This window comes from Lentimicrobiaceae bacterium (assembly GCA_020636745.1).
Taxonomy (GTDB): domain Bacteria; phylum Bacteroidota; class Bacteroidia; order Bacteroidales; family Lentimicrobiaceae; genus Lentimicrobium.
This window is the reverse complement of record JACJXH010000008.1, coordinates 156,943-179,537: the sequence shown is the minus strand read 5'-3', so window position 1 is coordinate 179,537 and position 22,595 is coordinate 156,943. Positions and strand designations below refer to the sequence as shown.

21 protein-coding genes, 1 tRNA gene and 1 pseudogene are annotated in these 22,595 nt (G+C 43.8%); 17 read left to right on the top strand and 6 right to left on the bottom strand.

Going from position 1 to position 22,595, the window contains the following annotated elements:
* Positions 1-80 precede the first annotated feature (80 nt).
* Positions 81-1,223 carry a site-specific integrase gene (locus H6541_12680; protein ID MCB9016643.1) on the bottom strand — a complete coding sequence of 381 codons (1,143 nt, stop codon included), beginning with the start codon at positions 1,221-1,223 and terminating at the stop codon, positions 81-83.
* 610 nt (positions 1,224-1,833) lie between these two features.
* Here H6541_12680 and H6541_12675 point away from each other — a divergent pair.
* The 3 genes from H6541_12675 to H6541_12665 all read left to right on the top strand — a co-directional run bounded on the left by H6541_12675 (position 1,834) and on the right by H6541_12665 (position 4,098).
* Positions 1,834-2,385, top strand: coding sequence for a DUF255 domain-containing protein (locus H6541_12675; protein MCB9016642.1), 552 nt, complete (start codon positions 1,834-1,836; stop codon positions 2,383-2,385).
* Between the two features lie 9 nt (positions 2,386-2,394).
* Entirely contained in the window at positions 2,395-3,396 is a 1,002-nt protein-coding gene (locus tag H6541_12670) for a YhdH/YhfP family quinone oxidoreductase (protein ID MCB9016641.1), read from the top strand.
* 216 nt (positions 3,397-3,612) lie between these two features.
* Positions 3,613-4,098, top strand: coding sequence for a nuclear transport factor 2 family protein (locus H6541_12665; protein MCB9016640.1), 486 nt, complete (start codon positions 3,613-3,615; stop codon positions 4,096-4,098).
* A gap of 30 nt (positions 4,099-4,128) precedes the next feature.
* Here H6541_12665 and H6541_12660 read toward each other — a convergent pair whose 3' ends face one another.
* From H6541_12660 to H6541_12650, 3 genes are all read right to left on the bottom strand, one after another.
* On the bottom strand, positions 4,129-4,503 hold the full coding sequence (locus H6541_12660) for a cation transporter (GenBank protein MCB9016639.1): 375 nt from the start codon (positions 4,501-4,503) through the stop codon (positions 4,129-4,131).
* 146 nt (positions 4,504-4,649) lie between these two features.
* Positions 4,650-6,884 carry a TonB-dependent receptor gene (locus H6541_12655; protein MCB9016638.1) on the bottom strand — a complete coding sequence of 745 codons (2,235 nt, stop codon included), beginning with the start codon at positions 6,882-6,884 and terminating at the stop codon, positions 4,650-4,652.
* Between the two features lie 87 nt (positions 6,885-6,971).
* Positions 6,972-7,430, bottom strand: a complete 459-nt coding sequence (locus H6541_12650) for a hypothetical protein (GenBank protein ID MCB9016637.1) — start codon at positions 7,428-7,430, stop codon at positions 6,972-6,974.
* Positions 7,431-7,731: 301 nt separating this feature from the next.
* Between H6541_12650 and ndhC the strand changes: the two genes are divergently transcribed.
* From ndhC to H6541_12590, 12 genes are all read left to right on the top strand, one after another.
* Complete coding sequence (ndhC, locus tag H6541_12645; GenBank protein ID MCB9016636.1) at positions 7,732-8,082, top strand: NADH-quinone oxidoreductase subunit A; 351 nt, start codon at positions 7,732-7,734, stop codon at positions 8,080-8,082.
* The gene (locus H6541_12640) at positions 8,073-8,612 is read left to right on the top strand and encodes an NADH-quinone oxidoreductase subunit B (GenBank protein ID MCB9016635.1); all 540 of its coding nucleotides are present in this window, start codon (positions 8,073-8,075) and stop codon (positions 8,610-8,612) included. The genes ndhC and H6541_12640 overlap by 10 nt, the downstream gene beginning before the upstream one ends.
* A gap of 45 nt (positions 8,613-8,657) precedes the next feature.
* Positions 8,658-9,113 (top strand): NADH-quinone oxidoreductase subunit C, encoded by a 456-nt coding sequence (locus H6541_12635; GenBank protein MCB9016634.1) that lies wholly within the window; start codon positions 8,658-8,660, stop codon positions 9,111-9,113.
* Positions 9,114-9,181: 68 nt separating this feature from the next.
* On the top strand, positions 9,182-10,249 hold the full coding sequence (locus H6541_12630) for an NADH-quinone oxidoreductase subunit D (protein ID MCB9016633.1): 1,068 nt from the start codon (positions 9,182-9,184) through the stop codon (positions 10,247-10,249).
* Positions 10,250-10,292: 43 nt separating this feature from the next.
* Positions 10,293-11,369 (top strand): NADH-quinone oxidoreductase subunit NuoH, encoded by a 1,077-nt coding sequence (nuoH, locus tag H6541_12625; GenBank protein MCB9016632.1) that lies wholly within the window; start codon positions 10,293-10,295, stop codon positions 11,367-11,369.
* A gap of 19 nt (positions 11,370-11,388) precedes the next feature.
* A complete protein-coding gene (locus H6541_12620; protein ID MCB9016631.1) occupies positions 11,389-11,871 on the top strand; it encodes a 4Fe-4S binding protein in 483 nt (160 codons plus the stop codon).
* A gap of 45 nt (positions 11,872-11,916) precedes the next feature.
* Complete coding sequence (locus H6541_12615) at positions 11,917-12,465, top strand: NADH-quinone oxidoreductase subunit J (protein MCB9016630.1); 549 nt, start codon at positions 11,917-11,919, stop codon at positions 12,463-12,465.
* A 13-nt stretch (positions 12,466-12,478) separates the two neighbouring features.
* On the top strand, positions 12,479-12,796 hold the full coding sequence (nuoK, locus tag H6541_12610) for an NADH-quinone oxidoreductase subunit NuoK (GenBank protein ID MCB9016629.1): 318 nt from the start codon (positions 12,479-12,481) through the stop codon (positions 12,794-12,796).
* A gap of 54 nt (positions 12,797-12,850) precedes the next feature.
* Positions 12,851-14,767 carry an NADH-quinone oxidoreductase subunit L gene (gene nuoL / locus H6541_12605; protein MCB9016628.1) on the top strand — a complete coding sequence of 639 codons (1,917 nt, stop codon included), beginning with the start codon at positions 12,851-12,853 and terminating at the stop codon, positions 14,765-14,767.
* A gap of 16 nt (positions 14,768-14,783) precedes the next feature.
* Complete coding sequence (locus H6541_12600) at positions 14,784-16,304, top strand: NADH-quinone oxidoreductase subunit M (GenBank protein MCB9016627.1); 1,521 nt, start codon at positions 14,784-14,786, stop codon at positions 16,302-16,304.
* A gap of 74 nt (positions 16,305-16,378) precedes the next feature.
* Positions 16,379-17,809: an NADH-quinone oxidoreductase subunit N gene (locus H6541_12595; protein MCB9016626.1), complete on the top strand. Its 1,431-nt coding sequence runs from the start codon at positions 16,379-16,381 to the stop codon at positions 17,807-17,809.
* 92 nt (positions 17,810-17,901) lie between these two features.
* Positions 17,902-18,270, top strand: coding sequence for a hypothetical protein (locus H6541_12590; protein MCB9016625.1), 369 nt, complete (start codon positions 17,902-17,904; stop codon positions 18,268-18,270).
* Positions 18,271-18,593: 323 nt separating this feature from the next.
* Here the strand turns inward: H6541_12590 and H6541_12585 are convergent.
* Positions 18,594-18,670 (bottom strand) — tRNA-His (locus tag H6541_12585).
* Positions 18,671-18,809: 139 nt separating this feature from the next.
* Here H6541_12585 and H6541_12580 point away from each other — a divergent pair.
* Together H6541_12580 and H6541_12575 are read left to right on the top strand one after the other, a co-directional pair.
* Positions 18,810-19,580: a TIGR00266 family protein gene (locus H6541_12580; GenBank protein MCB9016624.1), complete on the top strand. Its 771-nt coding sequence runs from the start codon at positions 18,810-18,812 to the stop codon at positions 19,578-19,580.
* A gap of 92 nt (positions 19,581-19,672) precedes the next feature.
* Positions 19,673-20,848, top strand: a pseudogene (locus tag H6541_12575) (ABC transporter permease).
* Positions 20,849-20,978: 130 nt separating this feature from the next.
* On the opposite strand, the gene H6541_12570 reads toward H6541_12575, so the two are convergent.
* Positions 20,979-22,469: a hypothetical protein gene (locus H6541_12570; GenBank protein MCB9016623.1), complete on the bottom strand. Its 1,491-nt coding sequence runs from the start codon at positions 22,467-22,469 to the stop codon at positions 20,979-20,981.
* Positions 22,470-22,595 lie beyond the last annotated feature (126 nt).

The window sequence follows — 22,595 nt, the reverse complement described above, 5'->3', positions numbered from 1 at the left end:
CCATAACTTGTTTATATGTTCACCTTTTGTACCTATATCTCACAAATTTGGAGTGATATGTACACCTTTTGTTATCTTTATTAAAAGTCAAAATCATCCGTCGGGTTTTTTATATTCTGCAAACTACGCATACTTACATGTGTGTAAATCTCAGTGGTTTTGCTGCTTTTATGCCCCAATAACTCCTGAATATAACGCAAATCAACACCCGATTCAAGCAAATGCGTGGCATAGGAATGCCTGAGACAGTGAAGAGTAAAATTATGACTTTTATGTATCGGATACATTGCCTTTTTAAATATTTTTTCCAGACTCGTGGCACTATAGGGCCGCCCTGCCACCTGTCCTTCAATCAGGTAAAGTTTCGGTGAATAAGCGGCGAGGTATTTGGTAATCAAACCAAGCAGTTTATCACTCAATGGCAATTGCCTGTCCTTCTTGCCTTTGCTGTTAATCACCGAAAGCACCTTTCGCTGAAAATCAATATCACGCAGTTTTAGATTAATCAATTCACTTCTCCTTAAACCACAACCATATATAAGTGTAAGGGCTGTTTGATGCTTTAGGTTTGATATGGCCGAAAGCATTTTCTTTAAATCATCTTTCGCAATTACTTTTGGAAGCTTTTTCGACCTTCGCGGCCTCTCCAAATCATCCTTGATTAAATTCATTTGAACAATATTGTTCAAAAACAGTCTCAACCCGCTGATAACCTGATTCTGAAAACTGCTGCTGTACCCGTTGGCCAGAACGTATCCGGTATTAAATCTTACGATATCCTCTTTAGTGGTTTCCGAAATATTTTTGTCATGATAAAACCGCAGAAACCGCTTCACCCCATCACAGTAAACATTTATCGTATTTGTAGCATATCGGTTGCTTAATAACCAGTTTCTGAAACGCTCAATCATCTCAACTTTATCATGGTCAAGTTGGGAAAGTTGCTTACGCTCAACATCATGGGTATGGCCTGTAATTTTCTTGGCATTAAACGAAACCTCCCTGTAATTTATCCAGTTTTTTCCTTTAAAAGTGCTGAAAAAATGGTTCAATGTCTCTCTCGTATGCGGATAATGCCAGCAATGCATCGTTTTACTCCAGGTTGCACCTGGTATGCCCCGTAGCAATTCATTACGATGCTTGTCGTATGGTGCGTATGCTGATATCCGCTCATAACCGCGGTGTACAACCGTTTTTAGTACGATTTCGGGCCCATTATACATTTTTTTAGATTGTTGATTAGACGTATTTTAGACTAGCTCTCCATTTTTTACCTGATCTTGCCATGTCAATTAAATAAAATAACCTCAACAATTTCATGGACACAATCTCAATCAAATTCTTTACCTTCTTTCACAGCTCCGCCCCGTCAGTCACATTTGTAAATAACCAGGCGTTCACGACGAATAAAATAAAAGTAAATTTATAAAAATTATATTCAGGCCATCAACTACTAAAAAAAATAAATTTTCGAACCGCTTGATTTTTATTCCGGATAAAACCTATTTCCACTTTCATGTCTGAGTTTCACAAATGCAACTAACCAATAACGCTGCCTTTATAAAGACTTTCTGACAGTGTTGCCACCTTTCTTTTAAATCAATTTCATTGCCATTCTGTTATTTGTATTTTAACCTCTGGTTCGCATTTAATACGAACCACAACAACAGGAATTGGGTTTGCTCCGGGAAATATAAGCCTGTTATATCCGGTCCTGCCCTGCCCTTTTCGCCACCCATGTGCGCAGCAAAATTACAGCGGCATCTTCGGCCTTGTGTCGCCTGCAAAAAACAAATGACTATCTTTGGGCACTGAAATAACACGCGCCTTTTTATGAAATTTACATCAACAAAATTGTGGCTGCTGCTTATCGCTGTTCTTTTTATATCGCAGGCAGCTCTTGCTCAGAAAAAAACAACCGAAGACAAAACTTCTGATGGTATCAAATGGATGAGCTTTGAGGAAGCCATTACCCTGAATGAGAGAAAACCCAAAATGATTTTTATCGACCTGTATACCGACTGGTGTGGCTGGTGTAAAAAAATGGATGCTGAAACCTTTACCAATCCCGGGGTTGTGGCCTACATCAACAAAAAATACTATGCCGTTAAGTTCAATGCCGAACAAAAAGAACCTGTTTACTTTAAAGATCAGGAATTTGTAAATGCCAATCCCGAAAGGGCAAAATCGACCCACAAGCTGGCCCTGGCGCTGCTCAAAAATGAACTGCTCTACCCCTCTTACGTGATTCTTGACAAAAACAGTGACTGGACATACAAAATGAAAGGGTACAAAACCCCTGAAGAGCTGCTGCCTCTGCTAAATTTTTATGGCGACGGGTCGTACCTGAAGATGTCGTGGGCCGATTATTCCAAAACTAAATAAATCAGTAAAATGCAACCCGAAACCTATCGCGCACTGGTAGCAGAAGAAATTGATGGCGAAGTAAAACCAGCGCTTAAAGAACTTAAGCTTGCCTCTTTGCCCGCCAACGAGGTCTTGGTTAAGGTGCATTATTCTTCGCTCAATTACAAGGACGCCCTTTCGGCCACCGGCAACCGGGGCATCACACGCAAATATCCGCACACGCCGGGCATCGACTCCTGCGGAACGGTGGTATATTCAGCCAATCCTCAAATACAGAAAGGCGACAAGGTGCTGGTATGCAGCTACGATTTGGGCATGAACACCCCCGGAGGATTCGGCCAATACATACAGGTACCGGGCGAATGGGTCATGCCACTTCCCGAAGGGCTGGGTTTCAGAGAAAGCATGATGCTCGGCACAGCTGGCTTTACTGCAGCACTGGCTATTTATAAAATGGAATTAAACGGGCAGCATCCCGACCAGGGCCCTGTGCTGGTAACCGGTGCAGGCGGAGGTCTGGGAAGTCTGGCCATCAACATACTTAGCCAATCGGGATACAAAGTCATTGCAGCCACCGGCAAAACCCATGAAGCCGGGTATTTTCATCAGCTTGGCGCCGAAACCATTATCGACCGCACCGAAACCAACGACCAAAGCGGCAAACTGTTGCTGCGGCCACGCTGGGCAGGAGCCATTGATACCGTAGGGGGCAACATATTATCAACCGCCATCAGGGCCTGTCAGCGGCATGGCAATGTAGCCTCATGCGGCAACGCCCTCTCACCCGAATTTGAAACCAGTGTTTTTCCGTTTATCCTTAATGGCATCAACCTGCTGGGCATTGATTCGGCCACCTGCCCTATGCCGTTGCGCAAATACATATGGGACAAACTGGCCGACGACTGGCGGCCTGAGATGCTCACAAGTATCAGCCACGAAATCAGCCTGAACGAACTTCCCGAAAACATTGATCTCATGCTGAAAGGCAAAATAAAGGGAAGAGTGTTTGTCAATTTGATTGATGCCTGAATCTCTAAGCATACAAATGACTCCGGCCTCTTTGCGAGAACTGTCATCTTAGGCAAAATTCATATTCGATTACATCCTGAGGCTTGCCCCAAAAAACCTGGGCCACCCTTGCTGTATGCAAAAAGAAAATGCCTTTGTTCATTGCTATTTTCCTAAAAATTAACTACATTGGTCATGCAATTCAACGATGTAATTCATTTTTAAAACGGGAATATCATGAAAAAAATAGCGCTCATACTTGTGGTAATCATGGCTGGACTCAGTGCCTGCAAACAGGAACAAGCCCCCGTGTGCGATGTAAAAGCCGAGAAAGAGGCCATTAAAATGATGCTGCAGAAATACATCATAGCCAATGAAGCGCATAATCTGTCGCTCATCAGCGAATTATGGGCCAATGACAGTGCAGTGTTAAGCCTTGGCACCGACGAACACGATGTTTTCAAAGGATTCAATGCTGTTGAACAGAAATTTGCCCAACAATTTGAACGTTTTGAAGACACTTTTATCTCAAGCCGCGACATCGAAATTTATGTCCACCCCCAGTGCCAGACAGCCTGGTTTTCAGAATTTCTGCAATATAACTACACCAACGGCGACAAGGCCATTGAGTATAGTAACCTGAGGTTTACCGGTTTTCTTGAAAAAAGAGCCGGCAACTGGGTGATGTTGCAAACCCACTTGTCGGCTCCGGCTGACAGATAAATCAATCAGCCTCTGACATCAAATTCAGACTTAGTGTTGATGGCCGGAATGATCAAACTCACGATCTTCGGGCTTTTTACAGCAATCAGAAAGGTTGGCGTATGCCTTTGGGTCGGCAGCTACATCATCAGCATCGTAACCCACTTCTGAAACTGCCTTGCGTATAGCTTCAGGGGTAGTTTTTGCCACTTTATATGTAACCTTCAGAATTTTGGTCTCCACATCAAGATTGGCTTTGGTTACGCCCTTTTCAAAAGCCATAGCCTTCTCTATGGTTTCCTTGCACATATTGCATTGTGCTGAAGTTTTAATTTCAAGTTCGGCTGTTTTGGGAGCCTGGGCCGCAAGCTGGCCACTCAGCATAACCACCATCAGGGTCATCATGAACGAAGTGATCTTTTTCATTTTTTTTCTGATTTAAGATGAATACTTTATTTTAATAGTTGTGAATCATCGAAACAGGCTTTCGCTGACTATTCTGAACAACGGGCAGGCTTCGGTATCCGGACATCACCTTTTCGGAATGAATAGCCCTGGGCCTGCTTTGACTTTTACTTAATGGCATATCTGATGCCTGCATAAACCATTCTGCCAAGCAACGGCCCCCAGATAACACCAGCGTCAAATCCCGGATCAAACGGAGCCTCGTAGCCCAGAATCGGGTGCTTTTGTGTATAACCGGTAAGGTTTTCGACCCCAAGGTATGCATCCCATTTCTTAAACTTACGTGTAACCTGCGTATGAATGGTTATGTAATCGGGCGAATAGCCATTTTCATAACCACTGTCTTCAGGAAAATTGACGCCCAGCGGCAAACGGGTTTTGCCATTATACTGGCCCGTAAAATCAAACTTCCACTTTTCAAAACGGGTGGCATACGACAGGGTAAGCAATCCTTTATGCCTGCTCACCAGAGGCCTTTCGCGCAACTCGCCGGCGGTAGTAACCCGTGTATCGTTCAGCCTGTATGCGGCAGTCACATCAAACCTTTCAAAAAGACCTGCTTCAGCATTAAACTGAAAACTGTTGGAATAGGATTCGCCATCAAGGTTATAAATCACAATACGATCGGCTGACTGATCCAGGTCAATAATAACCTGATTCACAAAATCAGTACGATAGTAATCGGCCGACAGCACTACATTTCTCTTCTCGCTGAGCGGAATGGTTTGCGTTATGTTTAAGCCAAAGTTAAGGGCCTCCTCCATGCGAAAATCTTCGCGGAACACCAACTGACGGGAGCTGAGCAACATACCTGAATTTTCGGCCAGCACCGCGGCACTGCGATAACCTTTACCCACCGAGCCGCGCAAAACGGTATGCTCGAAAAGGTTCACCTTAAAATGAAAGCGCGGTGTAACAATGGTGCCATACTTATTGTGATGATCAACCCTAATGCCGGCAATTAAACTGAGCTTCTCGTTCGGATTATAAGTGTATTGCGCAAAAACACCCGGAACCGATTCAACCCTGTTGAAGGTTGTATCGCGGAACGATTCATCAAAATCATCATACATAAAACTCACTCCGGCATTATATGTATGTGCCTGATTACCAATCTGCGACTGGAAAATAGCATTGCCATAAAAACCCAGCTGCCTGGCGTTGTAGTCAGAACGGCCAAAAACCGACTCCTGATCATGATACAAGCCACTAAAAATCAAACCCAGGCTGGTATTGGCCATATTTTTGAAAATAAAACCTGTTTTGTCGTAAACCTGGGCTCTTTTGGTAATCACCTTCATCACATAATGGCCGTTGGCTATGGCTTCATCGGTGTTCATGCCAATAAGCTGTCCGCCATTGCGTTCGTCGTACAAAAAATTAACCCCGAATTTTGATTCAGTAACACCATGTTTCTCGTAACTCCATCGATTCGAAACATTTATCTGTTTCGAAAGTGGCTGATCGAGAAAACCATCATCATTCATATCTATCCGGCTCATCTGGGTTGATGCATGCGCCAGCACCATAGTACTGAGTTTATCATCTTTAATCACTTTTGACGCATGGGTATTTACCTCAAGGCGGCCTTCATTATTTCCATACACATTCAAAAAAAACTTATCGGTATCCCAGGGTTTCCTGAACTCGGCATTAATCTGCCCGGTGGTTGATTCATATCCATTCACCACCGACGATGTACCTTTCGAAATTTGAATAGATTCCATCCAGGTGCCCGGAATATAGGTAAGTCCGAAAGCCGATCCCAGCCCGCGTGTAAATGGAATATTCTCCACCATAAGCTGACTGTACACACCGGCCAGCCCAAGCATTTGAATTTGTTTGGCTCCGGTTACCGCATCAGAAAAACCGACATCAACAGTCGCATTATTTTCAAAACTTTCTGACAAATTGCAACAGGCCAGTTTCTGAAGCCCGGCAGTGGTAATCACCTCTGTTTTAATTGGTTTAATAGACGAAATAAAACTGCCGGCCATGCGCTCTTTTACTTCAACCTGGCCAAGCTGGCTGCCTTTTAGCAATACCACCTCAATAGATGACTGATTGCCTGGAATAAGAATGGTATCATTCAGATAACCCACAAAACTCACCACCAGTTTGGGTTGGGCTGCTTCAGGTTTTTTCAACGAAAAACGTCCGTCATCATCGGCCACAGTCCCCAGTTGGGTGCCCAGCCAGTGGATATTGGCGTAAGGGAGCGGAACAAGTTTTCCGTTGGCGTCGCTTTCGCGCACTTTACCCTTCAATGTTTGTTGGGCAAAAATCTGATTTAATCCGCACAGCAATAATGCCATGCAAAATGCAATAGTTTTAGTTTTCATAATATCTCAGCATTTGTAGAATTTGGTAGAAAAATCAAAACACAGGCATGCAGCATCTGCATTCCTGCTGAATACAAATGGTGAGATTTATAAGCGGAGAGAAGATACCTTTAAATAAGTACCGATATCGGGAGGCACAGGCCAATCGGGTATGATACCGGGAGGAAGATCAGCTAAATAAACAGGATGAATTTCGGGTACACCCGGCAGCTCAATCGCAAATACATTTGCCTGAAAACTCTGTGACATTTCCGACAGGTACTCCATGTTTATTTTAACATAAAAATGGGTATCGTCGCAGCAGGTCTCCTGAGCCAGAAATGAATGATGGGTGCAGTGATTTTCATGAGCCAGGGCACAAACATCAGGTTCGGTGGCTTTAAACAATGAACTGCGGGTTTTGCAACATGTATTTGAACCATCAAGGCTCGCCTGTATCGTACCTTTTGACTTACAATGATGAAGAAAAACAAGCACGCCGGTTGAAGGCAGCAAAAATGCAACCAACACCAGCAACACCGCTATATTTCTTATCAGTACTTTCATTGTTTTTTTAAGCTGGCCACAAAAATAAGCATTAAGCAGTTAACATGTGAAAAATTATGAAATCTTTAACAAAACATACTGAAACTCAAACGGCTTGCAAAACCATAAAAAATAAGAGTCCGGAATTCGGATATCTTTAAAAATATCGCTCTAAATTTGCCGGCGTGTTTTGAGCAGAATCAAGTCCTTTATTTTGAAACATTATAAATTAAGGTACAAAAAAGAAAATGCTCCAAACAAAAGATCACAATTCATACATTTGTCGCCTCGACAAATATAGATACTTAAATATCTTATAAACATGGACAGTCAGTCACTCGTTTTGTTTTTCATTGTAGGAGTGGTACTAGTTGGAGGAGCGTTATTATTTTCCACATTTGTTCCGCCCACGTCATCCAACCCGGCAAAATTTGAACCTTATGAATGTGGAATTGAAACCATAGGCGGCTCTTGGCTCCAGTACACGGTGGGTTATTACCTGTTTGCCATCTTGTTTCTGATTTTCGATGTTGAAACGGTTTTTGTGTTTCCCTGGGCTACGGTGATGCGCGAAACAGGCATTTCGGCATTTATTGAAATTGGTATATTCTTCACCATTCTCGGACTAGGCCTGCTTTACGGCTGGAAAAAACATGCATTGAAATGGGAATAATCAAAAAGAAACAAGACATAGAAATCAATGATTATCCAATCATTGAATCGCACGAAGGGGGAAGCATTATTCTGGCCAAACTTGATGACCTGGTGAATTGGGCCAGGTCTAATTCGTTATGGCCATTAACATTCGGAACGCGTTGTTGCGCCATTGAGTTTATGGCTGTAGGCGCATCGCGGCACGATATGGCCCGTTTTGGCTTTGAAGTTGCGCGTGCCACACCACGGCAGGCCGACCTGATTATCATCAGCGGATCAATCAATTACAAAATGTCGCCGGTACTCAAACGCCTTTACGACCAGATGGCCGACCCCAAATACGTGATAGCCATGGGAGCCTGTGCTGTTTCAGGAGGCCCGTTTTATTACAATAGTTATGCTATTGTGAAAGGTGCCGACCATGTGATACCGGTTGATGTATATGTGCCGGGCTGCCCTCCGCGTCCTGAGGCTCTCCTTTATGGAATGATGCAATTACAGAAAAAAATCCGGCGCGAACGTAATTTCTCGAAACGGAAAAAGAAATAAATCAAACAGGCATCAAACTGTGATTTCAATAAACTGAAAATCAAGATGACAAACGAAGCATTGATAACTGCCATAGGTAAGAAAGAAGCACAAGCTGAAACAAAAACCGGGGCGCAGTACGTTGAGACTTTTGTACCTCTTGCCCGGCTGCATGATTTTATGGTGCAACTGAAAGAGGACAAAGATCTGGCATTTGATTACCTCATTTGCGTTACCGGCGTAGATCACGCTGACCATCTGCAAATGGTATATCACCTCGAATCAACCACACACAAGCATATGCTGGTCGTAAAAGTAAAAACTGCTGACCGGCAAAACCCGGTGGTTGATACGGTGAGCGACATCTGGCCCACAGCCGAATTTCACGAAAGAGAAGCTTTTGACCTTCTGGGCATCACCTTTAGCAATCATCCCGATCTCAGAAGACTGTTTCTTGACGAAAACTGGGGTTTCCCATTGCGCAAAGATTATAAAGACGACATTCACATCGTATCCCGATAGACATGGCTGAGCTTAAAGAAGTAATGATTACCACTGATGAGATAAAAACCGATGAATATCTCATTAATATGGGCCCGCAGCATCCGAGTACACATGGTGTACTGCGCCTGCTTGTTCAACTCGAGGGCGAAATTGTACACAATGTGCAGCCTCACATCGGTTACATTCACAGCGGAATTGAAAAAATGGCAGAGTCACTTTCATATCCGCAAATTGGCCACCTTACCGATCGCATGGACTACCTTTCGGCCCATATGAACAACGAAGCGGTGGCTCTTTGCGTTGAAAATGCCCTGCAGATTGAGGTTCCCGAAAGAGTAAAATACATCCGCACCATTATGGCCGAACTTACCCGTTTGGCCTCTCACCAGTTATGGTGGTGTGTAATGGGTATGGATATGGGGGCGCTCACCACTTTCTTTTATGGATTGCGCGACCGCGAAGATATTCTCGATATTTTCGAAGAAACCTGCGGCGCCAGGCTTACTGTTAATTACAGCATTCCCGGCGGGCTGATGTTTGACATTCACCCTAATTTCCAGCGCGATGTCAAAGCTTTCATTAAAAAGTTCAAAACCAAACTGCCCGAATACGATAAGCTGTTATCAGGCAATGTAATTTTTACTGAACGCACCAAAGGGGTGGGCTATCTTTCGCGCGAGGATGCTATTGCTTACGGCGTTACCGGCCCCACTGCCCGTGCATCGGGTTTTGCCTGCGACCTGCGCAAACACCAGCCATACAGCGCCTATTCAAAAGTTAATTTCAACGAAATTTTAAGCGATGTGGGCGACACCTACGCCCGCTACCAGGTGCGCATGCAGGAAATGTGGGAATCGATGAGCATTATCGAACAGCTTATCGACAATATACCTGAAGGTGATTATGCCGTAAAAATGAAAGGCGTTGTAAAACTGCCCGAAGGAGAATTTTATCAGCGTGTTGAAACTGCCCGCGGAGAATTCGGGGTATTCATCACTTCCGACGGCAAGAAAAATCCTTACCGTGTAAAATTCCGTTCCCCGGGATTTTCAAATCTTTTCGCAATCAATCACATTGCCAAAGGATGGAAAATTGCCGACCTGGTTGCCATCATGTCAACCTTCGACCTGGTAATACCCGACATTGACCGTTAATACTTTGAAGATAACATCGAACTCATAAAAGATGGCATTCAATATCTACGATTTCACAACACTGACAAAATCCATTCACGAAAGTTTGTCGTCGCAATATTCAGCAACCACAACCATCGCCATTGAATGGACAATAGTTGGAGTGGCCTACCTGCTTTTTGTAGCACTTTTCGGCCTTTTTCTTGTTTATGCTGAGCGCAAGGTTTGTGCAGCTTTTCAGCAAAGGCTTGGCCCCATGAGGGTGGGCCCCTGGGGTTTGCTGCAAACCATTGCCGACTTTATCAAACTGCTGATGAAGGAACTGGTTACACCCAAAGGAGTTGACAAATTCCTTTACAACCTGGCTCCTTTCATTGTAATTATTGTCAGCTTTTTGGTCATCTCAGTTATTCCGTTTGCTCCCGGATTACAAACATTTGACTTCGACATCGGCATTTTCTTTGTCACGGCAGTGTCATCTGTTGGTGTAATCGGCATTTTGCTGGCAGGCTGGAGCTCAAACAACAAATACTCGCTCATTGGCGCAATGCGTTCAGGTGCTCAGATTGTAAGTTACGAACTTTCGGTCGGGCTTTCGCTCATTACCATGATTATTCTGGCCGGCACCATGCAGATTTCGGGTCTGGTTGAAGGACAGCGCGAAATGTGGTTTATCTTTAAAGGACATATCCCTGCCTTTATCGCATTTTTTGTATTTGTGATTGCCGGAACTGCCGAAACAAACCGTGGGCCTTTTGACCTTGCCGAAGCCGAATCAGAACTTACTGCCGGTTTTCACACCGAGTATTCAGGTATCAAATTTGCCTTCTTCTTCCTGGCCGAATACATCAACCTGTTTATTGTTGCCGGCATGGCCACCACCGTTTTTCTGGGAGGATGGATGCCGCTTCACTTTGGCGATTTTGCCGGATTTAACCAGGTGATGGATTTGATTCCCGGACTGGTTTGGTTTTTTATCAAAGTACTGGGCGTTATGTTCCTGATGATGTGGTTTAAATGGACTTTCCCCCGTTTGCGTGTTGACCAGATTCTGAACCTCGAATGGAAATACCTGCTGCCGATTAACCTTTTCAACATACTGCTCATGGCTGCAGTTGTACTTTTAGGGTTGCATTTCTAATCTCTCTGAAACTTAAAACATGAAATCGATTCTTACATATATAACCGAAATTATCAAGGGTATCTGGACACTGCTTACCGGAATGAAAATTACGGGAAAGTACTTTTTTACTCCATGGAAACATGTAACGCAGCAATATCCTGAAAACCGGCAAACACTTAAAATTGCTGAACGGTTCAGAGGCGAAGTAGTAATGCCTCACAACGAAAACAACGAACATAAGTGTACCGGTTGCGGAATTTGCGAAATCAATTGCCCCAATGGCTCCATTGAAATTATATCCAAATCGGTTATGACTGAAGACGGTAAAAAACGCCGCGCCATCGACAAGCACATATATCATCTGGGCATGTGCACTTTCTGCAATTTATGTGTGAAAGCCTGCCCTACCGGTGCTATTGTAATGGCGCAGAATTTTGAACATGCCGTATGGGATCGCGCTACGCTCACCAAGGTGCTGAACAAACCCGATTCCAGAATAATGGAAGGTGTAAAAGACTAAACACACAGTGTCAATAATCGTTAACCGATTGATAATATTAACAATATGAACAGCGAAATCTTATTCTTTCTGCTTTCAGGTATGATCCTGGTTTTTTCAATACTTACGGTTACAACCAGAAGAATACTCCGGGCTGCAGTGTATCTGCTATTTGTGCTGGTAAGCACTGCCGGCCTCTATTTCATGTTGAATTACAACTTTCTGGCAGCCGTTCAGCTTACCGTTTATGCAGGAGGAATCATCGTGTTGATCATTTTTTCCATTCTGCTTACCAGTCATATCAGCGAAAGGGCGAAAGTGGCAGGAAAATTCCAGGGCATTATGTCGGCTTTGGCAGTAATTGCAGGAGCTACCCTTACCCTCATGACAATTCTCAACTATTCGTTTCCTGCCAAATCAACAGTGAGTGCTTCGTCTGATGTAAAATCAATAGGCCGTGCGCTGGTATCTTATCAGGAAAACGGGTACGCCCTGCCATTTGAAGTTGTATCTGTTCTTCTACTGGCTGCCATGATTGGCGCTATTATAGTTGCCAGAAAAGAAAACAGCTCACCCGTGAGTAAAAAACAGATAACCAAGGAAAGCGAACAATAATATACTTTGTAAAATGACCGGAACCATTCCTTTACAGTATTTTTTAGTGATTAGCACCCTCATGTTTTTTATAGGGGTTTTCGGATTTCTGACCCGCAAAAATCTAATCACCATGTTAATGTCTATCGAGTTAATCCTTAATTCGGTAAATATCAATTTTGTGGCATTCAACAGGTATCTGTACCCCGATAATCTTCACGGGCATTTCTTCAGCCTGATTGTCATTGCCGTGGCAGCAGCTGAAGCCGCAGTTGCCATTGCCATCATCATCAACATCTACCGCAACTTCCACTCCATTGAGGTAGATAAAGTTGACGAAATGAAATTTTAAAAGAAAAAGCTGAATTTCAAAAATCAAGAAAGATAACCGAAAGGACTGCAGCATATGACAGATTACACTTACACATTGCTTATACCGCTGATTCCACTGGCAGTATTCCTGTTCACAGGACTCACAGGCCACAAATTCAAACCACTCGTTTCGGGGCTCATCGGAACCACAGGTTTATTTGTTGTTTTCATACTCTCCTACATGACTGCCATCAGGTATTTCTGGACAGACCATGTTGCCGGAATGGGATACAGCTCGCTGAAAGCTTTTGAAATACAATGGCTTAACCTAACCGACAAACTAACCATTCATCTGGGAATTCTGCTCGACCCCATTTCAGTGATGATGCTAATTGTGGTAAGCACTGTTTCATTTATGGTGCATATCTACAGCCTGGGTTATATGAAAGGCGAGAAAGGCTTTGCCCGCTTTTACGCTTTCCTTTCGCTGTTTAGTTTTTCCATGCTGGGACTGGTTTTGGCAACCAACATTTTCCAGATGTACATTTTCTGGGAACTTGTCGGGGTTTCATCGTTTCTGCTGATTGGTTTTTATTACGAAAAACCGAGCGCAGTTTCGGCATCGAAAAAAGCATTTATTGTTACCCGTTTTGCCGATCTCGGGTTTCTTATCGGAATTCTGATGTTGTCGTTTATGACAGATACATTTGATTTTCAGACACTCGTTAGCCCCACAGGCCCGGCTATGCTGCATGCTGGCGGCGCTACCTTTATGGGTTTAAGCGCCATCACCTGGGCACTGACTTTTATTTTTGTCGGCGGCGCTGGCAAATCGGCCATGTTTCCGCTTCATATCTGGCTTCCCGATGCAATGGAAGGCCCCACTCCTGTTTCGGCTTTAATTCATGCTGCTACAATGGTTGTGGCCGGTGTTTACCTGGTGGCAAGATTGTTCCCGGTTTATTCAATGGTGGCTCCTGAAGCCCTGCATATTGTTGCCTGGGTGGGCGGTTTCAGTTCGCTGTTTGCAGCCATCATCGCCTGCACACAAAACGACATTAAACGGGTTCTGGCATTCTCAACCATGTCGCAGATTGGCTACATGATGCTTGCACTCGGCGTTTCAGGATATGGTGGTCATGAAGGCCTTGGATTTATGGCCGGCAATTTCCACTTGTTTACACACGCCATGTTTAAGGCATTACTCTTCCTCGGCGCCGGAGCCATTATACACGCAGTGCACAGCAACGATATGCGCGAAATGGGCGGCCTGCGCAAATATCTGCCCATTACTCACATCACATTCCTGATTGCCTGTTTGACCATTGCCGGTATTCCGCCACTTTCGGGGTTCTTCAGCAAGGACGAAATACTTGTGGCTGCTTTCCATCACAATATGCCTTTGTTTATCATTGAATTTGCTGTTGCAGGACTTACGGCCTTTTATATGTTCAGGTTATATTACAACATCTTCTGGGGCAAAGAAACACATTACCATCATACACCGCACGAAGCTCCGGCAACCATGACCATTCCTTTGATGGTGCTGGCTTTTGGTTCGGTTTTCGCCGGATTCCTGCCCTTCCATAACCTTGTAACCAGCGACGGCCTCCCGTTTGAAACACATATTGAGTATGCCGTTGCCATTCCTTCTGTACTTATCGGATTGCTGGGCATTGTTATTGCAACCATTATGTATCGCAAAGAAACAGCCATTCCGGTTAAAATTGCAACGGGCTTCGGTCAGTTTTACAAATGGACTTATCACAAGTTTTACATCGACGAAGTATACTTGTTTGTAACGCATAAAATCATTTTCAATTACATTTCGCGCCCGGTTGCATGGTTCGACCGGCACATTGTAGATGGGTTTATGAACCTGATTGCCCGTGTAGTTGAGCGCTCTTCAATCATGATTAAAGGATTCCAGAGCGGTCGCATTCAGCAGTACGGGTTTGTATTTATCTCAGGCACAATAGCGCTGGTCATCATTTTTATTTATCTGTGGTAAAGAAAAGAATCAAACTATGAATATACTCAGTCTATTTGTCCTGATTCCGGTGCTGACAATGGTAGGTATCGGATTTACCAAAAATCTGAAGCAAACCCGCCTTGTATCTGCCATAGGTATGAGCTTTCAGCTAATTCTTGCGGCCATCCTGGTATACATGTATCTGGCCGAACGCAACGCCGGTAACATGGCCGAAATGCTGTTTACCTACGATGCACTTTGGTTTCCGACACTGAACATACATTACGCGGTTGGTGTTGACGGGATTTCGGTTGCCATGATTGGTTTAACCTCAGTGGTGGTTTTTGCAGGCGTTTTTGCTTCATGGAACATGGATTTCCTTTCCAGGGAATTTTTTATATCACTTATTCTGCTGGCTTCCGGAGTATTTGGGTTCTTTATTTCGCTCGATTTGTTTACCATGTTCCTGTTTTATGAAATTGCGGTTATCCCGATGTATCTGTTGATTGGTATCTGGGGCTCGGGGCCCAAGGAATATTCAGCCATGAAACTCACCCTGATGCTGATGGGTGGCTCTGCATTGCTGATGGTAGGCTTGCTTGGCATTTATTTTTACTCAGCTCCTGCCGGTGGACAACTCACCTGGAATCTTCTTGAAATCTCAAAAACAACCATTCCTATTGAAATGCAGCGTTTTCTTTTTCCGTTTACCTTTATCGGCTTCGGTATTCTGGGCGCTCTTTTCCCTTTCCACACCTGGTCGCCCGACGGGCATGCCTCAGCACCAACTGCTGTTTCGATGCTGCACGCCGGTGTTTTGATGAAACTCGGAGGCTACGGCGCTTTCCGCGTTGCCATTTTTCTGATGCCCGATGCTGCCCAGGAACAAGCCTGGATATTTCTGCTGCTTACCTCCATCAGTGTAGTTTATGGTGCTTTTGGAGCTATCTGGCAAAAAGACCTGAAATATATCAATGCCTACTCATCGGTAAGCCACTGCGGACTGGTACTTTTCGCCGTGCTGATGATGAATCAGACTGCATTTAACGGAGCTATCATACAAATGATTTCACACGGACTGATGACTGCCCTCTTCTTTGCCCTTATCGGTATGATTTATGGCAGAACCCATACCCGTATGATCAACGAAATGGGCGGCCTGATGAAAGTTATGCCTTTTTTGGGGGTGGTTTATGTAATTGCCGGTCTCGCTTCACTCGGACTTCCCGGTTTAAGCGGATTTGTTGCTGAAATGACCATCTTTATCGGCGCCTTCCAGCATACTGACAATTTTCACAGAATACTCACCATTATGGCCACTACAAGTATTGTAGTCACCGCAGTGTACATTTTGCGCGTGGTTGGCATACTTTTACTGGGGCCTGTCAAAAACGATCACTTTCTGCATCTCGAAGATGCCAAATGGCATGAAAGGCTTTCAACCATTACGCTCGTGATTGCCATTGCTGCTATTGGTATTGCACCTCTCTGGCTTTCCGATATGATTAATGTGAGCCTGGCACCCATTGTACAGAAAATTTCACTTTCAGGAACTGAATTTGTCAGTCTGTTTTAATAAGCATATTCCGGACTTACCGGTTGATGTAAAACCGGCAGGAACCAATTCATAAAAACTTTAGATTCGGTAGTATGACCATCAACGACTTCTTACTTTTACGGCACGAAATAATGCTAGTTGCCATAGCACTCATTCTGCTGATTATTGATCTCGGACTGAAACCTGCGCACAAACCGCGCATTATTCCGGTGGTAATAGCGCTGTTTAGCATTCACACCATCGTTGGATTCTTTCCTACGCCCGAAGGTGAACTCTTCGGAGGTATGTTCAGGGCAACTCCGCTGGTATGTATGATGAAAAACGTACTGAATATCGGCGTGCTGATTATTCTGCTGCAATCGTACACCTGGATAATGAAGCCCGAAAACAGAGAGAAAATGAGCGAATATTTTATTCTGCTGTTTTCAACCCTTATTGGGATGTATTTTATGATTTCATCAGGTGATTTTCTGATGTTCTATCTTGGCCTCGAAACTGCTACCATTCCCTTGGCAGCGTTGGCAGCATACACCCATCACCAAACCAAATCGGCTGAAGCCGGTGTAAAATTAATCCTTTCGTCAGCCCTGTCGTCGGGCATTCTTTTGTTCGGGCTGTCACTCATTTACGGTTCAACCGGAAGCATTTATTTTAACGATGTTGCTTTAAGTTACAGCACAGCTCCCATGCAGGTACTGGCATTTCTGTTCTTCTTTTCAGGACTTGCCTTCAAAATATCACTGGTACCTTTTCACCTGTGGACAGCCGACGTTTACGAAGGCGCTCCGGTAAATGTCACCTCCTACTTTTCTGTCATCTCAAAAGGAGCTGCTTCCTTTATTCTTATCCTCATCCTATACAAAGTATTTTTTCAGCTGGCCTACATCTGGAAAGATGTGATTTATGTTATCTCAGTCATCACCATGGTTGTAGGTAATCTTTTTGCGCTCAGGCAGAAAAACATGAAAAGGTTCCTTGCATTTTCCTCCATAGCCCAGGCTGGCTTTATTCTGTTGGGTATTATTGCAGGCAGCCAGATGGGGATGACCTCTGTCATTTATTTTGTGCTGATCTATATTTTCTCCAATCTGGGAGCTTTCGGGGTCGTTTCAGCCATTGAAAGCGTTACCGGAAAAGTAGAAATGAGCGACTATGACGGGCTGTACAAAACCAATCCGAAACTCAGCCTGCTGATGATGCTTTCGATGTTCTCGTTAGCCGGAATTCCACCGGTAGCCGGATTCTTCGGAAAATTCTTTTTGTTTACCTCAGCAGCCTCGGCAGGATATTACTGGCTGGTATTTATCGCTGTATTAAATGCCACCATTTCATTGTACTACTATTTGATGGTTGTAAAGGCCATGTTCATCAATAAAACTGAAAATCCAATCGCCTTTTTTAACAGCGACGGCATGACCAAAGCCGGATTACTTCTGAGTGCCATTGGCATTGTGGTTGTGGGTTTCTGGAGTCAGATTTATGAATTTGTTTACAACCTGAGCATTGGCGCCGGCTTATTCTGATGTACTTAAAACAAACACATTGATTAAGAATAGGCCCTTGAGATAAAAAAACGCTTTGAACTTACATTTAAGACTTAAAATCCCTGAAACATATGCCCCTGCAAGCCAAACACATCGTCGAAGAAATTAACGGAATCCGATGCACCGTAATTGAAAAAGGCGTAACAGCCAGGCGGGTAGATTTCCTGAAAGAGCTTCTGAGCTTCAACGGTTTTGAAATTCAGCTAGCGGAAGATAAACGTGCAGATGAATCAACTGCCCCCACTTTCACTATTGGAGTTACCGATCTGGTATTTAATCCGGTGATTGCTGTTTATGAAATGAGCCTGAAAACCAAAGACGGACAAAAAGTTTCTCCGGCTTACTGGGAACAGCAAAAAACAGAGATTGTTGATCAATACTGGGTTCGCGATGAAGAAATAAAAGACGGGACCTCTGCCTGGCATCGAAGATTTGAATAAAGCTTTCCTGTTTCACCATACTTGTCCCTGGCCTGCGCCGGGGATTTTTTTTAACCTCTTGTAAACCCTGATTCGGGTCCCGGCTTCACAAAGCACCATTGGACATCCATCAAACAAAAAACCATACATATTGAATAACCAGACTTCCTGCCAGGTTTCGTAGCCCAATTATTACAGATATCATAAGAAATTACAGTCGCCCCCAATGCAGCGCTTCAGCATACAAAGGCATATTTTATCACACAGCTTACAAGCTGAAAACCATGATTTACAAGGGTTTTGGATAAATAAAAAAAGGCCGGCAATGCCGACCTTTCAATTTTTGGGGTGGAATATGGGGCTCGAACCCACGACCTTCTGAACCACAATCAGACGCTCTAACCAACTGAGCTAAGACCACCATGTTTGTTTTGGAGCGGCAAAGATAATACATTCTCCTGAAATACTAAAACAATCATGCAAGATTTTTTTATGACCAATCAGGCACATTTCTTATTAAATTTGCTTTAAATAAAACTTCACAAACACTATTAGAACCAATGGCAGACATTATTGATTACAAGATATTTGGCGATGACATGCAATTGATTGAGGTAGAGCTCGATCCTTCCGAAGGTGTTCGGGCTGAAGTTGGCGCCATGATGTATATGGAAAATGGCATTGAAATGCAAACCAATACGGGTGGCGGCATTTTCAAAGGATTTAAACGAATGCTTACCGGCGACGGTTTCTTTATAACCACCTTTCTTAACAACGACAGAATTAAGCGCAGAGTAGCTTTTAGCGCACCCTATCCCGGCAAAATAATACCCCTTGAGCTGGACAAACTTGGCGGCGAATTCCTTTGTCAAAAGGACGCATTCCTGTGTGCTGCCAATGGTATTGATATTGACATAGCTTTTACAAAGAAAATAGGTGCCGGACTATTTGGTGGTGAAGGTTTTATACTTCAGCGCCTATCGGGCCATGGCCTTGCTTTTGTTCAGGCCGGTGGCGCTATCATCCAGCGCAACCTTCAGCCCGGCGAAACACTCCATGTCGACACCGGGTGTCTTGTCGCTTTCCACCCTTCGGTTGATTATGACATCCGCTTTATAGGCGGTTTTAAAAATGCACTGTTTGGTGGAGAAGGTCTTTTTTTGGTTAAACTAACCGGCCCCGGCACAGTATACCTGCAAAGTCTTCCGTTTTCACGACTGGCCGACCGGATTGTTGCCTCATCAAGAACAAACAGGGAAGAAAGCCGTGGCGTTGGCGGCATCGGAGGCTCCATTCTGGGTGGTATTCTGGGAGGTGATAAATCTTACTAGTTTTACATATTCATTTAATAACCCATTGAATAAACTCACCTGATTTGTTATTTTCCCGAAAATTATTGCCCGAAGGAAGCCTGTCATCCAAATCATGGAAAAAATTGCAGAACAATAAGCCTGCTGTTTTTTCTATGTTTCTTATTCTTGCCGCCATCCTGATTTCAATTTTAGGTTATCTGATTACCCCTGACAGCAGTCCATACGCCAATGATCAGCACCTCGAAATTGCGGCAAAAAAGCCCGGGTTTCAGGTTACCATGATTTCCATCAGAAAAAACGAAAAAAAACCTGACTGCCATTTCTGGACCAGAATGATTTACGGTTGCCAGGAAAAGTATTTGTCACTTCCAATCAGCTCTTTCAGTTTTGTGAATGATGAAATCATCCTGACCCCATACAGCATTGATGCAACAAACAGCGAGCTGAATTATGCATACAAACTGGCTGATGTTCTTTTCGCTGTTTCCGACACAAGTCGCCTTTATCTCAGCAGCGCCGGCTGTAAAGATATTGAAGGAAAATCCATGGCAATGAGCATTCCTGCCATGCAGAAACTCATCATAGATACCAGAATCAGCAAGCGCACCTTTATCCTGGGCACCGACAGGTTTGGACGCGACGTTTTAAGCCAGTTGATGATTGGAACCCGGGTAAGTTTATCCGTTGGTTTTATTTCAGTCATCATCTCCCTTATTTTAGGGATTTTACTGGGGGCCCTGGCTGGTTTTTTCAGAGGCCGGATAGACGATTTAATCATTTGGTTCATCAATATCGTCTGGTCAATTCCCACCCTGCTCCTGGTTATTGCCATCACATTTGCCTTAGGTAAGGGGTTCTGGCAGGTTTTTATTGCAGTAGGACTTACCATGTGGGTTGAAGTAGCCAGGGTTGTACGCGGACAAATTCTGAGTTTACGCGAAAAAGAATTTGTGGAAGCCGCCCGGGCCCTCGGATTTAAAAACAACCGTATCATTATCCGCCACATACTGCCCAATACGATGGGGCCGGTAATCGTTATTTCGGCGGCCAACTTTGCATCAGCCATCCTCATTGAAGCCGGATTGAGCTTTTTAGGCATTGGCGTACAACCTCCAATGCCTTCATGGGGAACAATGGTTAAAGAAAACTATGCTTATATTATCCTTGACAATCCCTGGCTTGCGTTATTGCCCGGTGCCTGCATTATGTTGCTGGTGCTGGCCTTTATGCTGATTGGAAATGGCTTGAGAGATGCACTGGATGTGAAAGCAGGACCACAAAGCTAAATACAACACTGCCTTTTGTTATTCAGCAGGTTTCAAATCTGTCAATTCAAATATTTGATTCGGGAAACCGGTATAAAACCGGTATTAGACATTTCAGAGGCAAATTGCGGACTTAAACTATACCCTGCTACTAATATTTCTGTTTGTACTCAAGGTTTCCACAACCGAAACGCTTATCGAAGTTGCGGCACTGCCCCTTGAAGAACGAGAACTTCACCAGCACATAAAAATCCATGCCGTAAAAATCACTCATCCCGAAAAAGCCGCCAAGTTTATCGGTTCCAATAACAACTTTATGCAGCCTTGCACTTAAACCAAGCCGAGGGTGCTTGTAATCATACAAGATGAAGGGCATTGCCACTTCAAAATAATCGGTCTCAAAACGAGGCGTAACAGCCACCTGTGACGGACGTACCACAGCAGCCTTACCCATGACCAATGGCTGTACAATGGTAGCATTTAAGTACACTTTTGTATTAACCCTGACATCAACCTGAGTGCTGAAAGCCGTAGGCAGCCATATTGAAAATGCATTTCCTTTTACCAACGCATTTTCATCACCCGAAAATTCATAACTTATTTTCTTGAAGAGCTCATCCAGATTGTTGTAATTATAACTGCTTATGTTCTCCCAGTAGGCACTGGCATCAACAAGGTCAAGCAAACGGGCATCACTTTTAAACTTAATGCGCCCAAGGTCGAGAATTGAAAAGCCAATCTTATATCTGTATGGCTCATAAGGCTGTTCACAAGGCATTGAGTAACCTTTGTTGGTATAGCCTAATATTTTTTTCTGGTAGGTAACACCAATATCAATACCAAGACCATTTCCACGGAATAATTTACCCGGAATAAGAATATCATTGTTGTAATAATCAACCGGGAGCGACATGCCCATCTGCCCGTTAATATTGTTGACAATAAGCGTATCGCGGTTGGGAACTATATAGTCAATATTATCTACATAGCCGAATGCACCGGCAGTCCCGAACAAACCTTTAACAGTAATGCCCGCTGTCCAGTGGTCGCGGTTGTGCTTGTAAACGACTCTTGAATAGGTTGCTGAGATTTCGGCAAAAGCCATGGAGGCTGTCCTGAAATCATGTTCATCAACAAAATTAATCTTGTGCAATGGCGAATAATCCATGCCTTCAATACCAAACTTGGCAACTTCATAAGGAATATACCGCCCCGACAGCAAAGTTCGGTAAGCTGTAGAGAAGCCAAAAGCCTGTTCACCTGTAGCAAACATAGCCGAAGGCCCCATAATCCTCACCTGTGAAAAAAGGTTTTTTAAATCCTTATTGTATTTATCATAAAAGTTTCGTGTTTCAGTACCCTCACCAACAGTATGCTCAGGAAATTCCCCGCCTGAAATAAACCGTGAAAATTTGTAATCTGTTTTCGACAGATAAACGTAATTATTATCTGCATTTACATGCAAGCCCAAAGCATTAATATCCAAAAACAGCTTGGATGTAAGTATTGACGTAGGATTGATCTGACTACCGGTTATACCAGCGTAATTACTTGAGACAAATCCATGCATTTCCTGTGAACGGGCAGAAAACGCAAGAAGATTTATGATTCCAACAATGAGCAGAAGTCGTATTTTGAGCACCAGGTAAAGATTATTTAAACCAAAAACGGACAATAAACAACTGTTTTGACCGTGTAAAGGTAAAATTTATTTCTAACTAAAACTTTTTAAAAAGATATCAGCATGTTAATCCCAATGCAAAATAAC

Excerpts from the sequence above, each read along its gene's own strand:
- H6541_12680 (MCB9016643.1), bottom strand. The coding sequence starts at position 1,223 with ATGTATAATGGGCCCGAAATCGTACTAAAAACGGTTGTACACCGCGGT.
- H6541_12675 (MCB9016642.1), top strand. The coding sequence starts at position 1,834 with ATGAAATTTACATCAACAAAATTGTGGCTGCTGCTTATCGCTGTTCTT.
- H6541_12670 (MCB9016641.1), top strand. The coding sequence starts at position 2,395 with ATGCAACCCGAAACCTATCGCGCACTGGTAGCAGAAGAAATTGATGGC.
- H6541_12665 (MCB9016640.1), top strand. The coding sequence starts at position 3,613 with ATGAAAAAAATAGCGCTCATACTTGTGGTAATCATGGCTGGACTCAGT.
- H6541_12660 (MCB9016639.1), bottom strand. The coding sequence starts at position 4,503 with ATGAAAAAGATCACTTCGTTCATGATGACCCTGATGGTGGTTATGCTG.
- H6541_12655 (MCB9016638.1), bottom strand. The coding sequence starts at position 6,884 with ATGAAAACTAAAACTATTGCATTTTGCATGGCATTATTGCTGTGCGGA.
- H6541_12650 (MCB9016637.1), bottom strand. The coding sequence starts at position 7,430 with ATGAAAGTACTGATAAGAAATATAGCGGTGTTGCTGGTGTTGGTTGCA.
- ndhC (MCB9016636.1), top strand. The coding sequence starts at position 7,732 with ATGGACAGTCAGTCACTCGTTTTGTTTTTCATTGTAGGAGTGGTACTA.
- H6541_12640 (MCB9016635.1), top strand. The coding sequence starts at position 8,073 with ATGGGAATAATCAAAAAGAAACAAGACATAGAAATCAATGATTATCCA.
- H6541_12635 (MCB9016634.1), top strand. The coding sequence starts at position 8,658 with ATGACAAACGAAGCATTGATAACTGCCATAGGTAAGAAAGAAGCACAA.
- H6541_12630 (MCB9016633.1), top strand. The coding sequence starts at position 9,182 with ATGGGCCCGCAGCATCCGAGTACACATGGTGTACTGCGCCTGCTTGTT.
- H6541_12620 (MCB9016631.1), top strand. The coding sequence starts at position 11,389 with ATGAAATCGATTCTTACATATATAACCGAAATTATCAAGGGTATCTGG.
- H6541_12615 (MCB9016630.1), top strand. The coding sequence starts at position 11,917 with ATGAACAGCGAAATCTTATTCTTTCTGCTTTCAGGTATGATCCTGGTT.
- nuoK (MCB9016629.1), top strand. The coding sequence starts at position 12,479 with ATGACCGGAACCATTCCTTTACAGTATTTTTTAGTGATTAGCACCCTC.
- nuoL (MCB9016628.1), top strand. The coding sequence starts at position 12,851 with ATGACAGATTACACTTACACATTGCTTATACCGCTGATTCCACTGGCA.
- H6541_12600 (MCB9016627.1), top strand. The coding sequence starts at position 14,784 with ATGAATATACTCAGTCTATTTGTCCTGATTCCGGTGCTGACAATGGTA.
- H6541_12595 (MCB9016626.1), top strand. The coding sequence starts at position 16,379 with ATGACCATCAACGACTTCTTACTTTTACGGCACGAAATAATGCTAGTT.
- H6541_12590 (MCB9016625.1), top strand. The coding sequence starts at position 17,902 with ATGCCCCTGCAAGCCAAACACATCGTCGAAGAAATTAACGGAATCCGA.
- H6541_12580 (MCB9016624.1), top strand. The coding sequence starts at position 18,810 with ATGGCAGACATTATTGATTACAAGATATTTGGCGATGACATGCAATTG.